Source organism: Pseudomonas furukawaii, assembly GCF_002355475.1.
GTDB lineage: Bacteria > Pseudomonadota > Gammaproteobacteria > Pseudomonadales > Pseudomonadaceae > Metapseudomonas > Metapseudomonas furukawaii.
Genome location: NZ_AP014862.1, coordinates 420,868 through 435,577, shown reverse-complemented (window position 1 = coordinate 435,577; position 14,710 = coordinate 420,868). Strand labels below are relative to the sequence as shown.

Annotated in this window: 10 protein-coding genes; 4 read left to right on the top strand and 6 right to left on the bottom strand. The window is 64.7% G+C overall.

Translation table 11 applies throughout. The features are described 5' to 3' along the window. Positions 1-577 precede the first annotated feature (577 nt). Complete coding sequence (gene fusA / locus KF707C_RS01970) at positions 578-2,623, top strand: elongation factor G (RefSeq protein WP_003453762.1); 2,046 nt, start codon at positions 578-580, stop codon at positions 2,621-2,623. A 70-nt stretch (positions 2,624-2,693) separates the two neighbouring features. Here fusA and gstA read toward each other — a convergent pair whose 3' ends face one another. Together gstA and gbcB are read right to left on the bottom strand one after the other, a co-directional pair. Further along, positions 2,694-3,299: a glutathione transferase GstA gene (gene gstA, locus KF707C_RS01965; RefSeq protein ID WP_003453761.1), complete on the bottom strand. Its 606-nt coding sequence runs from the start codon at positions 3,297-3,299 to the stop codon at positions 2,694-2,696. A 279-nt stretch (positions 3,300-3,578) separates the two neighbouring features. After that, positions 3,579-4,679, bottom strand: a complete 1,101-nt coding sequence (gbcB, locus tag KF707C_RS01960) for a glycine-betaine demethylase subunit GbcB (RefSeq protein WP_003453758.1) — start codon at positions 4,677-4,679, stop codon at positions 3,579-3,581. A gap of 363 nt (positions 4,680-5,042) precedes the next feature. Here gbcB and gbcA point away from each other — a divergent pair, with 363 nt between their 5' ends. The 3 genes from gbcA to KF707C_RS01935 all read left to right on the top strand — a co-directional run bounded on the left by gbcA (position 5,043) and on the right by KF707C_RS01935 (position 9,583). Further along, on the top strand, positions 5,043-6,332 hold the full coding sequence (gene gbcA, locus KF707C_RS01950) for a glycine-betaine demethylase subunit GbcA (RefSeq protein ID WP_003453757.1): 1,290 nt from the start codon (positions 5,043-5,045) through the stop codon (positions 6,330-6,332). 719 nt (positions 6,333-7,051) lie between these two features. After that, complete coding sequence (gene ltrA, locus KF707C_RS01940; RefSeq protein WP_003453656.1) at positions 7,052-8,419, top strand: group II intron reverse transcriptase/maturase; 1,368 nt, start codon at positions 7,052-7,054, stop codon at positions 8,417-8,419. Between the two features lie 855 nt (positions 8,420-9,274). Beyond that, positions 9,275-9,583, top strand: a complete 309-nt coding sequence (locus KF707C_RS01935) for a hypothetical protein (RefSeq protein WP_003455361.1) — start codon at positions 9,275-9,277, stop codon at positions 9,581-9,583. Positions 9,584-9,757: 174 nt separating this feature from the next. On the opposite strand, the gene KF707C_RS01930 is transcribed toward KF707C_RS01935, so the two are convergent. The 4 genes from KF707C_RS01930 to KF707C_RS01915 form a co-directional block, all read right to left on the bottom strand. Next, the gene (locus KF707C_RS01930; protein WP_003455363.1) at positions 9,758-12,391 is read right to left on the bottom strand and encodes a fimbria/pilus outer membrane usher protein; all 2,634 of its coding nucleotides are present in this window, start codon (positions 12,389-12,391) and stop codon (positions 9,758-9,760) included. A 55-nt stretch (positions 12,392-12,446) separates the two neighbouring features. Beyond that, positions 12,447-13,181 carry a fimbrial biogenesis chaperone gene (locus KF707C_RS01925; RefSeq protein WP_003455365.1) on the bottom strand — a complete coding sequence of 245 codons (735 nt, stop codon included), beginning with the start codon at positions 13,179-13,181 and terminating at the stop codon, positions 12,447-12,449. A 54-nt stretch (positions 13,182-13,235) separates the two neighbouring features. Next, positions 13,236-13,760, bottom strand: a complete 525-nt coding sequence (locus KF707C_RS01920) for a fimbrial protein (protein ID WP_003455379.1) — start codon at positions 13,758-13,760, stop codon at positions 13,236-13,238. Positions 13,761-14,046: 286 nt separating this feature from the next. Further along, a complete protein-coding gene (locus tag KF707C_RS01915; RefSeq protein ID WP_003455380.1) occupies positions 14,047-14,682 on the bottom strand; it encodes a response regulator transcription factor in 636 nt (211 codons plus the stop codon). Between the last annotated feature and the right edge of the window lie 28 nt (positions 14,683-14,710).

Genomic DNA, 14,710 nt, shown 5'->3' with positions numbered 1-14,710 from the left:
CACGGCGTAGACAAACTGTGGAAAACCCTCTGCATCCCTTGTCCTGCCTGGGCTACAGCAGTCTGGTCGATTACTGACCAGAAAAAAGCCGCGAGCTGAGCGGATACCCCATGAAATGTGGATAAGTCTGTGAGCAACCTGTTCATCCCTATGTATGAACTGAGCCCGCGTCGCTCCTGGCCTCCACTGCGCATCAGGGCTGATGGAAAGCCGCTGGCGGTGAATTGCCCACAAATGCCGTGCACATCCCTGTGGAAAAACCGTTGAAAAGCCGCCAGAGGCCAATGGCGATGGCCTGTAGAGGGCATCGATCAATTGCTGACCCGCCCACGCCAATGCGGTTCTTTCCCGCTTTTATTCGTCCTCCTCTGTGGAAAATCGCTTCCTTACCCACAAAGCCGGTGGAGGCTTCTGTGGACAAGCTGTAGAGAGCGCGCGCCACGCCAGCACTGGCGCGGGCTGCCGTGATCCGCTCATTTTTCGAGCAGGATCAGGGAGTTGTGGAGAGTGTCCGGCCTTCGGAGCAGCCCGGAGGGCGCTGCCTATACTGGAAACACCCCAGCATGCGGAGGTACTCATGGCGAACTACTCGGTGGAATCCATTCGAACGGTCGCCCTGGTCGGCCATGGCGACAGCGGCAAGACCAGCCTGGCCGAAGCCCTGCTGCATGCCAGCGGCACCCTTGCCAACCCGGGCAGCCTGGAGCGCGGCGACACGGTGTGCGACTTCGATCCGCTGGAGCGCGAGTACCGCCACTCCCTGGCATCGGCCCTCGCCCATTGCAGCCATGCCGGCGCCGAGATCAACCTGATCGACACCCCCGGCTACCCGGATTTCATCGGCCAGTCCATCGCGGCGCTGGCTGCGGTGGAAACCGCGCTGGTGGTGGTCAACGCGCAGAACGGCATCGAGCTCACCACGCGCCGCATGATGGCCCTGGCCGCCGAACGCGGGCTCTGCCGCCTGCTGGTGGTGAACAAGATCGACGCCGAACGGGTTGACCTGCCAGGCCTGCTGGCCAGCCTGCGGGACGCCTTCGGCAAGGAAGTGCTGCCACTGAACCTGCCGGCGGAGAACGGCAGCCGGGTGGTGGACTGTTTCTTCAACCCCGATGGCGAGGCGGACTTTTCCTCGGTGGCCGACGCCCACCAGGCCCTGGTGGACCAGGTGGTGGAAGTCGACGAGGAACTGATGGCGCGCTACCTGGAACAGGGCGAGATCGCGCCGGAGGCGCTGCACGAACCCTTTGAGCGGGCCCTGCGGGAAGGCCATCTGATTCCGCTCTGCTTCACCTCGGCGCGCACCGGCGCCGGCGTCACCGAACTGCTGGACATCCTCGCCCGCCTCGCCCCCAACCCCACTGAAGGCAACCCGCCGCTGCTCCTCAAGGGCGAAGGCGCGGACGCCAGGGCCTTCCGTGCCCGCCCCGATCCCGAGGCCCATGTGCTGGCCCATGTGTTCAAGGTGGTGATCGACCCCTTCGTGGGCAAGCTGGGCATTTTCCGCGTGCACCAGGGCACCCTGGTGCGGGACATGCAGCTGTTCGTCGGTGAGGGCCGCAAGCCGTTCAAGCTCGGTCACCTGCTGCGGCTACAGGGCAAGCGTCACGAGGAGGTGACCCGGCTGGTGCCCGGCGACTTCGGCGCCCTGACCAAGGTGGATGAGGTGGAGTTCGGCTCGGTGCTCCACGACTCCCACGATGAGGACCAGATCCACCTGAAGCCCCTGGACTTCCCCGAGCCCATGCAGGGCCTGGCCATCGAGGCCCGGCGCCGGGGCGACGAGCAGCGCATCGCCGAGGTGCTGGCGCGGCTCCAGGCCGAAGACCCCTGCGTGAGGCTGGACTACCAGGCCTCGACCCAGGAGACGGTGCTGCGGGGCATGGGCGAACTGCACCTGCGCTACCTGCTGGACCGCATCAGCGGCACCTACAAGCTGGAGGTGGAGACCCGCCCGCCCCGGGTGCCCTACCGGGAAGCCCCGATGCGCGGGGCGGAGGGCCACAGCCGGCACAAGAAGCAGACCGGCGGCGCCGGGCAGTTCGGCGAGGTGTTCCTGCGCCTGGAGCCCCTGCCCCGGGGCAGCGGCTTCCAGTTCGCGGACGAGGTGAAGGGCGGCGTGATCCCGTCCCAGTTCATTCCCTCGGTGGAAAAGGGCGTGCGCTCGGTGCTGGCCTGCGGCCCCTTGGCCGGGCTGCCGGTGGAAGACGTGAAGATCACCGTGCATGACGGCAAGCACCATCCGGTGGATTCCAAGGACATCGCCTTCCAGGCCGCCGGACGCAAGGCCATGCTGGACGCCCTGCGCGCTGCGGGAGAAGCGGTGCTGGAGCCCATCGTCGACATCGAGGTCACGACGCCCGAGGCGAACCTGGGGGATATCACCACGGACCTGATCGGACGTCGCGGCCAGGTGACCGGCACCGAATCCCTGTCCCAGGGGCTGGCGCTGATCCACGGCCAGGTGCCGCTGGCGGAGCTGGATGGCTACGCCGGCCGCCTCAAGGCCATCACCGCCGGCCAGGGTGCGTTCAGCATGGTGCTGAGCCACTACCATCCGGCTCCCCAGGATGTGCAGCAGAAGCTGGCCGGGGCCTACAAGGCGGTGCAGGAAGAGGATTGAGACGCGGGCACGCCTGCGCAAGGGTGCCGTTGCCCGATGGGCAAGGCACCGGTGCTCACGCCTTGCGGCCTCAGGCCAATCCCTCCGCCTTCAGCGCCGCCTGGACCGCCGGACGTGCCGCCACGCGCGCCTGGAAGGCCTTGAGATCCGGGCAGTCGGAGATATCCATGCCCACGAACCCCGCCCAGTTCGCCACGGTGAAGAGGTAGGCATCCGCCGCGGTGAAGTCGTCGCCCGTCAGATAGGGGCGGCCGCCCAGCTGCGCCGATATCCACTGCAGACGCCGATGGGCCATGCCGGCGTAGGTCGCCTTCGCCGCGTCATCCAGCGCGGAGTTGAACAGCGCGCCGAGGCTCTTGTGCACCTCGCTGCTGATGAAGGCCTGCCACTCCATGACCCGGTAACGCGGCAGCGAGCCGGCGGCCGGCATCAGGTCGGTGCGGCCGGCCTGGTCGCAGAGGTACTGGCAGATCACCGGTCCCTCGGTCAGCACCTGGCCATCGTCCAGCTCCAGCAGGGGCACATAGCCCTTGGGGTTGCTGCGGTAGTAGTCATCACCGGTCGAGGTCTTGTGGGCGCCGAGGTCGACGCGCTCCAGCTCGAAGGGATTGCCGATCTCCCGCAGCACGATGTGCACGGCGAGGGAGCAGGCTCCGGGGGAATAGAAGAGTTTCATCGCAAAGGCTCCTCAGGCAGACCAGGGGATGCCGGCGGGACGCCGGCGGAAGCGGGCCAGGAAGCAAGCATAGCGGCAGTTGCCGCCATTGCCCCCTGGACCGGCCGGTGGACCCGCCGCTCAGGAGGAGCCCGGGGCCGGGCCGCCGAGGATGGATGCGTTGTTCAGCGATATCAGCGACTTGCACACAACTGCTGTGCAAGGCCCTGCCCACAAGCTGTGGATAGATGGCGCCAGCCCGCGCGGGCCGAGGGCTGACGGGGATCGATCAGAAAACCATCAGTAGTCGATGGCCACGTCACCCTTGGGAATGCTGCAGCAGGACAGGATGTAGCCTTCGGCAACGTCTTCGTCGGTGATGCCGCCGTTGTGCTCCATCTCCACCTCGCCGGCGGTCTTCAGCACCTTGCAGGTGCCGCAGATGCCCATGCCGCAGGCCTTGGGGATGTGCAGGCCAAGCTTGGCCGCGGCGGAGTGCACGGTCTCGCCGGGGGCGACGCGGATGCTCTTGCCGGTGCCGGTGAACTCCACCAGGTTCATGTCGGCCAAAGGCACTTCGGCGGCTTCCGCCGCTTCGGCGGCATGTTCCTTCACTTCCTCGCGGATTTCCGGCGGAGTGGGGCCGAAGGCTTCCTCGTGGTAGCGCTTCATGTCGAAGCCGGCGGCTTCCAGCATGCGCTTGATGGCGGCCATGTAGGGGGTGGGACCGCAGCAGAAGATCTCCCGCTCCATGAAGTCGGGCGCGATCAGGTCCAGCATCGGCCGGTTCAGGTAACCGCGATAACCGGACCAGGTCTCGCCGATGTCGTACTTCTCGCAGATCAGGTGCAGCTTGAAGTTGGCGATGCGAGAGGCCATGTGGCGCAGCTCGCGGTGGTAGATGATGTCCTTCGGCGCGCGCGCGCTATGGACGAAGACCATGTCCACCGCGCCGTTGGTGTCGAAGAACCAGCGCGCCATGGACATCACCGGGGTGATGCCGACGCCGCCGGAGAGGAACAGCACCTTGTCCGCCGGGAAGTCGATGGCGTTGAACAGCCCCACCGGGCCGTGCACCGGGAGCACGTCGCCTTCCTTCAGGTTGTCGTGCAGCCAGTTGGAGACCTTGCCCCCCGGCACGCGCTTGATGGTCAGCGAGAAGCTGTAGGGCACCGAGGGCGAGCTGGAGATGGTGTAGGAACGCATGATGGGCTGGCCATCGATCTCCAGTTCGAGGGTCACGAACTGCCCCGGCTTGAAGAAGAACACCATCGGCTGGTCAGCCATGAAACAGAAGGTGCGCACGTCCCAGGTTTCCTGGATCGCCTTGACGCAGCGGACCATGTGGCGGCCGTTGGTCCAGGTCTGGGTCGTGACGGGATTGAGGAAATTGTTGGTCATGGACGTCGCTCCACCTTGGCCGGATATCGGCCTATTGGGGCGGATTGTGAATAACGCAAAAACCGCCCATTTACCTGTCTGCGACATTCACATGCTTATCGCGACCTGCCAGCAATCACCGGGCCTCCCGCGTCGGAAACGGATGTTCCCATGTCGCCCGTGGATAAGGTCGTACCTGCCCGCGCCAGCACACTCAATCCCAGCCGAAAGTTGAGGCTTTCCGAAAAAACCACCCTCGCCCCCGCAGCAGGGCAGCCAATCGGCAGGCGAGAAAAGAGGGCAGGTCACGCCGCCTTGCGTGACAACCGAACCAGCCACTTATTGCGGCGGTCGCCAACGCGACCAGCCATTGAGGAGTTACCGATGGACGTCACTTCCACCCTGAGCCTGGGCGATCCGCTTGAACCCGCACGCAAGGCCACGGCCGACATGCTCAAGGCACGCGACCACAGCTTCTCGCTGCCGCAGCCGTTCTACAACGACGAGCGCCTGTTCCAGATCGACATGCAGGAGATCTTCCTCAAGGAATGGCTGATCGCCGGCATGACCTGCGAGATCCCGGCCAAGGGCAACTACCTGACCCTGCAGGTAGGTGACAACCCGATCATCGTGATCCGTGGTGCCGAGGGCCAGATCCACGCCTTCCACAACGTCTGCCGCCACCGTGGCTCGCGCCTGTGCGTCAGCGACAAGGGCAAGGTCGCCAAGCTGGTCTGCCCCTACCACCAGTGGACCTACGAACTCGATGGCCGCCTGCTGTTCGCCGGCACCGAGATGGGCGCCGACTTCGACATGAAGCAGTACGGCCTGAAGCCCGTGCACGTGAAGAGCGCCGGCGGCTACATCTTCGTCAACCTGTCGGAAAATCCCCCTGCCATCGACGACTTCCTCTCCACCCTGGCCCATTACATGGAGCCCTACGACATGGAGAACACCAAGGTGGCCGTGCAGACCACCCTGAGGGAAGCCGCCAACTGGAAGCTGGTGATCGAGAACAACCGCGAGTGCTACCACTGCAATGGCTCCCACCCGGAGCTGCTGAACACCCTGCTGGAGTGGGACGATGTGACCGACCCGCGCGCCAGCCAGGCCTTCAAGGACCAGGTGGCCGCCTGCACCAAGGCCTGGGACGAGGAGAAGATCCCCTACGCCCACGCCAGCTTCGGCCTGCGCAACCGCATCGTGCGCATGCCGCTGCTCGAAGGCACCGTGTCCATGACCATGGACGGCAAGCAGGGCTGCAAGAAACTCATGGGTCGCATCAAGAACCCCGACCTGGGCTCCATGCGCATCCTCCACCTGCCCCACTCCTGGAACCACTGCATGGGCGACCACATGATCGTCTTCACCGTGTGGCCCATCAGCGCCCAGGAAACCGTGGTCACCACCAAGTGGCTGGTGCACAAGGACGCGGTGGAAGGCGTCGACTACGACGTCGCCCGCCTGCGCGAGGTCTGGGACGCCACCAACGACCAGGACCGTCGCCTGGCGGAAGAGAACCAGCGCGGCATCAATTCCACCGCCTACCAGCCCGGCCCCTACTCCAAGACCTACGAGTTCGGCGTGATCAATTTCCTCGACTGGTACAGCGAGCGGATGCTCAACAACCTCGGCGACACCCCGGCCACCAAGCTGCGCCAGGTCAACGAATAACCCTTGAACGAGGCATCGGAAGGCGGCGACGTCCGCCTTCCGATGCCGGGGGAATCGCCATGTCCGTATGCCTCGGCTTCGCCATCCTCCTCACGCTCTACGGACTGGCCGCGAGCCTGCTCAAGGCCTGGTCCGATCGCACACACTGAGGTCCCCTCAAGGACCACCCTCGCCCCCGTCGGGATGTCGGCCCTGACGGGGGCTTTTTTTGGGTTCTTCGCAGATTATCGGGGAAGGGACTTGCTCAAGCCGGATTGTCGAACCGGCGTCAGGTTTTGTGGGGGATCGGCTCATTTCCGCGCAGGCTGCGAGTTGCTGTTTCGCCCTCCCGGGCGAGTCCCTTGTGCGCCCAGCATGGGCGCCATCCTAGAGGTGAAAGTCCTCTCTTGAGCTGGCCACAGCGAATGAAGTGAAGCGCAACTGCATGAAGGCGACTGAGTGTGGGGAGGAAGCGTGGAGCGTAAACCGCGAGCCGAGGTACACGAACTGCATCTGAGGCGTTACCGGACAGGGCGAGCAGCCAAGGTACTGCGAAGCTCTTGTGGCCAAAGCCCGGTGACGTAAATGCAGCGGTTGTGCGGTGAAGGATGGCGTTCTTACCTGGGGAGATCTCGCCTTATGCCTGAAAGGGCAACGACGTAAGTTGGAGCGAGAAGTCAGCAGAGGCCGTAGTAGTTGCGCTGCAGCGAAGGGCCGAACGAGAAGGAGTGAGGTTCACCATGGCGATACAGCAGGCCTTGCATCAGATGCCCGGGAAACCGGGGCGGGACGGAGCTGCAACGGGTGAAGCCCGACGCGGGGCGTCCAGCGATGAAGCCGGCTGTCCGCGCCATGACCAGAACCACACGGGGTCAGGGCTTCTGCAAGAAGTCCTGACAAGAGAGAACCTGCAACTGGCGCTCAAGCGCGTTCGGGCTAATAAAGGTGTTGCGGGCGTCGACGGTCTTGGGATCGATGAGACGGTCGAGCATCTGAAAACGGCCTGGCCCGCGATACGGGCACAGTTGCTGGCCGGGACGTATCGGCCAAGTCCGGTGCGTAGAGTCCTGATCCCCAAGCCGGAGGGTGGCGAGCGCAAGCTGGGCATCCCGACGGTGACGGACAGGCTGATCCAGCAGGCGCTGCTACAGATTCTGCAGCCGTTGCTGGACCCAGGGTTCAGTGATCATAGCTACGGCTTTCGTCCCGGTCGCAGCGCTCACCAAGCGGTACTGGCAGCGCAGCGATACATTCACTCGGGGCGGAACATCCTGGTGGACGTCGATCTGGAGCAGTTTTTCGATCGCGTCGACCATGACCTGTTGATCGCTCGACTGAGCAGAAAGGTGACCGACCGAGGCGTTCTGCGTCTGGTCCGGGCCTACCTGAACAGCGGGACGTTGATCGACGGCGTGGTGGTGGCCAGTGAACGAGGGACACCGCAAGGCGGCCCCCTTTCACCACTGCTGGCCAATGTATTGCTGGATGAGGTGGACAAAGAGTTGGAGCGACGAGGCCATTGCTTCGTCAGGTACGCGGACGACGCGAATGTTTACGTACGCAGCCTCAAGGCCGGTCAGCGGGTAATGGCAGTGCTCCGTCGCCTTTATGATCGACTCAGGCTGCAAGTGAACGAACGCAAGAGCGCGATTGCCAGTGCGTTTGGCCGCAAGTTCCTGGGCTACAGCTTTTGGCTGTCGGCTCAAGGCGAGATCAAACGCGGGGTGGCCAGCCAAGCACTGCAGCGGTTCAAAAGCCGCATCCGACAGCTGACGTCTCGAAACGGAGGCCGAAGTGTGTCGCAAGTGGTGGAAAGCCTGAGGCCTTACCTACTGGGTTGGAAAGCGTACTTCGGTCTATCGCAAACCCCTCGTCGTTGGCGGGGTTTTGATGAGTGGATACGCCGACGACTCAGGGCCATCCAGCTCAAACAATGGAAAACCGGACGGAGAACGTACCGTGAACTGCGCAAACTTGGAGCATGGCCTGATCTGGCAGCGGCGATAGCCGGCAACAGCCACAGGTTCTGGCACAACAGTGTCGGTCTGATCCATGGAGTGCTCACGGTGGCGTGGTTCGACCGGTTGGGTCTACCTCGACTCTGCTGACCTCAACTTCTCGAACCGCCCGGTGCGGACCCGCATGCCGGGTGGTGTGGCAGGGGCGCGGCCCGATGGCCGCCCCCTATGCCGATTCTCAATCGCCGAAAGGAACCAAAGGGCTTGCCCCTGCATCCAGGTTTGGCTGCGCCAAACTTCCCTCGCTGCATCGTCGCTCCGGGGGCACGGCGCGAGGGGCCATCCATGGCCCCACACGCCTCTCGCGGCATCCATGCCGCTCGTCCTCCTGCACGACGACTCCGCTCGGCCTCCTGACGGGGCACTTCGCGCGGCGTCATCGTCTTCGCCTGGTTTCAGATCGGTTTGGGCAGCAGGATGACTTGTCCCCTGCCGGCGCGAGTCACCCCTCTCCTCTTCTGGGAGAGGGGCGGGGGAGAGGGCGGTATCCGCAGACTGGGAGTGGGTCAGGGCGCCACGCAAAATCGCCAATCCAGTGTGAACAGGATTTCCCCGATAATCCGCGATGAGCCTTTTTTTGTTCTTCGCGTTTTCCCGGCGACGCTGGCCAGACGCCGAGGGCGGAGGCTTCCGAGTTCGAACGAATCGGAGGATCGGGGCAGGCTGGGGGGCTGGGAATGCCCGGTTGGAACGCAACGAAATCCAACCGGCTGAGGACGGTAAATCCCGCGATTGTCCAGGCGTTCTCAGGGGAGTTACCAGCCAGGAAATTTCCGATGAGCCCTTAAACCAGACGGGTGTCACGCCCTGTGAAATCTGGGACGCAATATTGAGAACTGGCGCAGTGCCACTAGAGGCGTCCTACAAAAAAACCGGACGGCAAAAACCTGGATTGTAGGAGCCATCTGATTTTTACTCAGTTCAAGCCTGAAAGGAGACCTGAGTATGAAACGTCCACTGCAAATCTCGCTTCTCGTCCTCGTCTGCGCCACGGGCCTGGCCCAGGCGGAGGTCCGCAATCCCTTCCAGGGTCGAGTCAGCTTCACCGGAATGATCGTCAGCGGGCTCTGCGCCACGCCCAGACAAACCTGGCAGGCCCATATCGGGCGCCTCAATGGCATCAGCCCCGCCGGACAGGCGGCAGCGCCCGGGCGCGATGATTGCGCCGGCATCACCCAGACCTCCTCGGTCAGTCTCACAGCCGTGAGCAGCCGACGGGGCGAGGCCGGCATCATCACCGTCACCTACAACTGAACCCATGGAACGCAGAAGGCAGGATTGGACGAGGCCCGGGTACACCGCCAAAGGACACCCGGGGATCGCACTAGAAACAGCGCGATCCCCGTCGATCAGGACCGATCGAGCGAAGGTAAGAGCCCGGCAGCCCTGGCGAGCGAGGTCAGCCGCAAGCCAGGCCTGCTGCAAGACTCACTCGACCAGGGCGATCTCGCTTCGTCCGTTCAAGCTGACGCAGCGCACCTCGACCTGCTGGATACCTGAATCGCTCGGATCCACCTCGGGCAACTGGTATTCGAGGCGGCAAGTCTTGTCCGCCCCCTCGCCCCAGCGCACCCGCAACACCCCCTTGGGCTCAATACCCCGAAGGAAGGCACGCCCGGCCTGACCTACCAGGGCCAGGCTGCGGCCCTCGCCGTCGAGGACCTCGGAGCCCAATGGCGGGTTCTGGCCATCCTCGCGGAGGATATGCAGCAGCACCGGCGCGCCGACGATGGTGGGATAGCTCAGCATCACCACCGCACCATGGCGGGGCGCGACGGACTGCTCGGTGATCTGCAACTCGACGTTGCGCAGGGTACCGACGGGATCGAGTACCACATGGTTGCGCCGGTAGGGAGTCAGGTTGCCGACCACCGCATAGCCGTTGGGTCCGACTCGGGCGCCTGTATCGCTGCTGACGTAGGCACCCTCGGCCCCCTTGGCCTCCACGATCGCCAGGGTGTCGCCCTGACTCTGGCTGAGGTTGATCCCACCTGGGTGCGCCACCAGGCTGCCGCTGATGCCGAGGTTTTGCTGTCGGTAGCCGGTGCCCTGGCTGTAGCCGGCGCTGAGCTCCGCGGCTGCCGCACGGTAATGGGCGCTGGCGCCACCGCTGCTGGAACGCTCGCCCCGGTCGCGGTTCACGGAGCCATAGAGGCTGTAGCTCGCCTGCGCGCGCTCGCCCAGGGAACCGCTGAGGCTGGCCTGGCCGTTGCTGCGGCCACTGGAATGGTTGACCGAGGTGGACAGGTACGGCGCGCGCACGCCACGTCCGAGGGGCACGCTGAAGCTCAACAGGTACTGGTTCTCGTAGCCCGCGCCCATTCGGGTGCGCGCTGCCGATACGCCGATGCTCCCCCAGTTGAAACCGTTGGAGTAGCCGGCCTGGTAGGTCAGGTCGCTGCTCTGGCCGGTGTTCCAGTAGTTCTGCGCCGATCCGCTCAGGTAGAGGTTGCCGTAACGCTCCCCCAGGGGCTGGCTCAGGTTGGCTTGCAGGCGGCTGCGCTGGCGGTAGAGCGTACTGCCGGGGTCGCCGATGAACTGGGCGTAGTCACCGAACTCCAGGTAGCCCTCGCTGGAATACCGATAGGCCGCAACGGACAGGCTGGTCCGGGTGGCATCCACCAGCTTGCTGTAGGTGACCCTGTAGCTTTGGCCACGTTTTGGCACCCGGGCGCCCTGCGACTCGGGCAGTTCGGACACCCGCGACTGGGTGGCATCGAAGGCCAGCGCGCCCAGGTCGGTACTGAGGGCAACCCCCACCTGGGCGGCGATGTACTTCTCGGCGATGATGCTGCCCAGGTAACCACTGACCTGGTTGGAAATCCCCCGTTGGTAGGTGCCCATCGCGAACCGGGGAGCGGACGCCAGGCCACGGGCGCGGTACTCGCCGGCGGTGAGGTTGAATCGCGAGTTCCCCGGGCGCAGCAGGTGCGCCACCGAGGCGTAGGGGACGATGAAGGATCGCTGGCGGCCGTCGGCTTCGCTCACCGTGACCTCGAGATCGCCCGAGTAGCCCGAGTCATAGAGGTCATCGATCAGGAAGGGGCCCGGCGCGACCGAGGTCTCGTAGAGCACGGACTGCCCCTGGCGCACGGTGACCCTGGCGTTGGTTTCCGCCACGCCCCGGATCACCGGCGCGAAACCTCGCTGGGAGTCGGGCAGCATGCGATCGTCGGAGCCGACCTGCACCCCTCTGAAGGGCACGCTGTCGAACAGATCGCCCGGCGTGTAGTAATCGCCGAGGGTCAGCTGCGAGCGCAGCGCGGTGAGGTCACGCTGGGCATAAGTGCTGGCGTTGCTGTAGTGGCTGCGCGTGGGTCCCCCGTCCTGGCTGGAGCGGTTGTAGTTGCCATTGGAGCGCAGCCGCCAGTTCCCCAGGTTGATGCCATTGTTCAACCCGAGGTTGAGCTGGGTGGAGTCCACGCCACTGTTCTCATTGCGATAGCCGCTGGCGTTGTAGCCGATGAAGGCGGCGGTGACGCCGGCGTCCCAGTCCCTGGGGTCGACCTGGCCACGGGCCTGCCGCCGCAGGTAAGCCTGGGGAATGCTCAGCCTGGCGCTCAACTCGGAAAGGTCGATGGCCACCTGGGCCTCCGGCACCAGGCGATCGAGCTCGATGCACGCCTGCTCCGCGATCATCCGCCGAGCGCCCTGGGGATCGGGCAGCTGGGACAGCTCGATGCCCAGGGCACCCACCTGTTCCGGTCGGAAGCAGTATCGCTGGGCTGCGGCCTCCCCTTCCCCGTCCTCCTCCACCCGCAACTCATGCCGCCCCATCCAGCGCTCGTTGACGTACAGGTCCAGTCGATAGGTGCCGGGAGGCAGCGCATCGGGCCTGGAGAATCGTGAGAGGTCGACGGATTCGTCGTCGCTCCCACCGAAGAATCCGGGGTTGAAGACGGCGTAGCGGGCGGGGTTGATCGCCTCATCAGCGTCCACCACACGCCAATCGCCGGCAGCCACCACGGCGGCGATGGCCGAAGCCAGCAGCTTGAACCTCCTGCCATGGGGTGGATCGGACACGCACACGGTGCGCTCCGGAACCCTGTCAGTCTGCAGCATCTTTTTCATACCTGAGTGACGGGGCGCGAGCGCCGGTGCGTTCCGTGCCGGCCGCTCAAGGCGCCAGCTTGGCCTCGCTGCGAATGGGCGCCCCGTAGTCGTTGATCCAGTGCGTCACCACCTTCCCGGACGCATTCGTTCCCACCTGGGTCGGCAAGGGAAGATCGAGCGTCCCGAATGGCGGGAGCATTCCATCGCCTGCCTCGTACCGCTGGCCGCCGGACTCAAGCGCCACATCGCTGAAGGACACATGGAAGGCACTGGCGTTCGTGGCCCGAAGCACGCGCCCCGAGTCCCCCTCCGACAAGCGCCAGCTCACCTGCTCGATGGCGTCCGCAGCGCTGCCCGGCAGTCCGACGGGGCGATAGAACAGCTTCACGCGGGTGCGAATGGCGAACTGCATGAAGTTGCCACCCTCTCCCTGGGGCTGCGGCGGCACATCCAGCACGTTGAGCCAGAACACGGACTCCCGGTCCGCCGGCAGGGCCTCTCCGGTGAAGGTCAGGCGCAGGCTCTGCCCCTTGCCCGGGTCCAGGCGGAAGATCGGGGGCATCAGCAGGAAGGGCGCGTCGGCCTGCTCCGGTCGGGTAGCCGGGTCGCCCCGGTCCACCCAGGCCTGCACCAGTGATGGCTGGGTACCTTCGTTGCTGGCGCGAACGCTGATTTCCGGCTGCTTGGCCGCGTAGACGAAACGGGTCCCGTTCACCACGATGCTGGCTTCTGCCTGGGGCAGGCCAAAGGCGATCAACAGGACGGCGAGAAGCCGACTGATCGAAGGGTTCGAGAACATCGGGAAATTCCTGGGGGAGAATCCCCGCCCGGATTGGCCCGGGCGGGGCCGCAATCACTGGTAGTTCATGCTGTATTCGACGTAGGTGTTGACGTTGCCCTGGGTGGCGCCCGTTGCCGGGGCCTGGTAGGCGGCGTAGTAGGACAGGGTCGCGGTGGACTTCCCGCCGGTACCGGTGGTGCTCACCCATTCGTCGTTGTTGCTGTTGGTGCGCAGGTCGATTCGCTCCATGTCGGCGTTGAAGATCCGCACCTGCACGTTGGAACTCCCCACGTTCTTCAGGTCACCGGTGGCGGGATCGATCTGCGGGCTGTTGCGCTCGAACTGCGCCTTCACCTGGGTGGCGCTGCAGCCGGTGAATTCGAGGGTGAATCGGGTATGGCCGGCAGTCCCGCCGTCCTTGAGTGCACTGAGGGAGATGGGGTCCAGGTCGACCACCTTGTCCCCCGAGCCCTGCCCGATGGTGCAGGTCTTGTCGCTGACGTAACCGTTGAAGGTAATGAGGCCATCCGCCGCGACGGCCGCCCCGCCGAAGCCAAGTCCCAGAAGGGCAGTGCAGGCGGAAACGATCTTCTTCATTCTTCTCTCCTTGAGGGCGCCTGGTTCGCCACGCCACTGAAATGGATGACTTGGGAAAGTCGGAACCAGAGTCGAGTGAATTCCAATACCAGTCGGGGCGGGCCGAAGACCCGTTCCGTGATGGCGGCGCCATGATATCGACGCGTTCAAGGCAAGGCTGGAGGCCGCTCTGGACAAGCGGCGTAGGAACTTTCTCTTAGACTTGAAGCTGCTGTCGCCGCTTAAAAAACACCATTCGTGTTATGCGGAGACAAGAGGAAGGGCAGCCCAGGGCGGCGGAGGCTCTTCAGCCTCGTTGCCGGGGACAGAGATCGTTGCGCCGGGCGAACTCGATGAGGTCCAGCAGGGAGCCGAGGTTGAGCTTCTGCTGGATGCGGGTCTTGTAGGTGCTGATGGTCTTGTTGCTGAGCAGCATGCGGTCGGCGATCTCCTTGTTGCTCAGCCCCGAGGCGAGGTGCTGCAGCACCATGAGTTCCTGGTTGGACAGGCGCCCCACCAGTTCCGATTCGCCCTGGCCCGGCACCTGGCCGCCGGCCAGGGCTTCGGCGGGGAAGAAGGTGAAGCCGGCGGAGATGGCGTTGATGGCGGTGACCAGGTTCTGCAGGTCTTCTTCCTTGCTGACGAATCCCCGGGCGCCCGCCTGCATGCAGCGTTGGCAGTAGCCTTCCGCAGGCTGCGAGGTCAGCACCAGCACATGGCTTTCCAGGTCCAGGGCGCGGATGCGGGAAATCACGTTGAGGCCATCCAGGCGAGGGATGCCGATGTCGAGGATGACGATATCCGGCTCGTGCTGGCGGACCAGCTGCAGGGCGTCGACGCCATTGTCGGCCTCCCCCAGCACCTGGATGCCATTGCGCTCCAGCAGCATGCGGACGGCCATGCGGATGACCGGATGATCGTCGACTATCAGGGCACTTCTCATTGGGACCTCTTCCCTCGCTGAACCCGCA

Bases quoted from the DNA above. Each gene is read 5' to 3' on its own strand.
- fusA (WP_003453762.1), top strand. From the start codon at position 578: ATGGCGAACTACTCGGTGGAATCCATTCGAACGGTCGCCCTGGTCGGC.
- gstA (WP_003453761.1), bottom strand. From the start codon at position 3,299: ATGAAACTCTTCTATTCCCCCGGAGCCTGCTCCCTCGCCGTGCACATC.
- gbcB (WP_003453758.1), bottom strand. From the start codon at position 4,679: ATGACCAACAATTTCCTCAATCCCGTCACGACCCAGACCTGGACCAAC.
- gbcA (WP_003453757.1), top strand. From the start codon at position 5,043: ATGGACGTCACTTCCACCCTGAGCCTGGGCGATCCGCTTGAACCCGCA.
- ltrA (WP_003453656.1), top strand. From the start codon at position 7,052: ATGGCGATACAGCAGGCCTTGCATCAGATGCCCGGGAAACCGGGGCGG.
- KF707C_RS01935 (WP_003455361.1), top strand. From the start codon at position 9,275: ATGAAACGTCCACTGCAAATCTCGCTTCTCGTCCTCGTCTGCGCCACG.
- KF707C_RS01930 (WP_003455363.1), bottom strand. From the start codon at position 12,391: ATGCTGCAGACTGACAGGGTTCCGGAGCGCACCGTGTGCGTGTCCGAT.
- KF707C_RS01925 (WP_003455365.1), bottom strand. From the start codon at position 13,181: ATGTTCTCGAACCCTTCGATCAGTCGGCTTCTCGCCGTCCTGTTGATC.
- KF707C_RS01920 (WP_003455379.1), bottom strand. From the start codon at position 13,760: ATGAAGAAGATCGTTTCCGCCTGCACTGCCCTTCTGGGACTTGGCTTC.
- KF707C_RS01915 (WP_003455380.1), bottom strand. From the start codon at position 14,682: ATGAGAAGTGCCCTGATAGTCGACGATCATCCGGTCATCCGCATGGCC.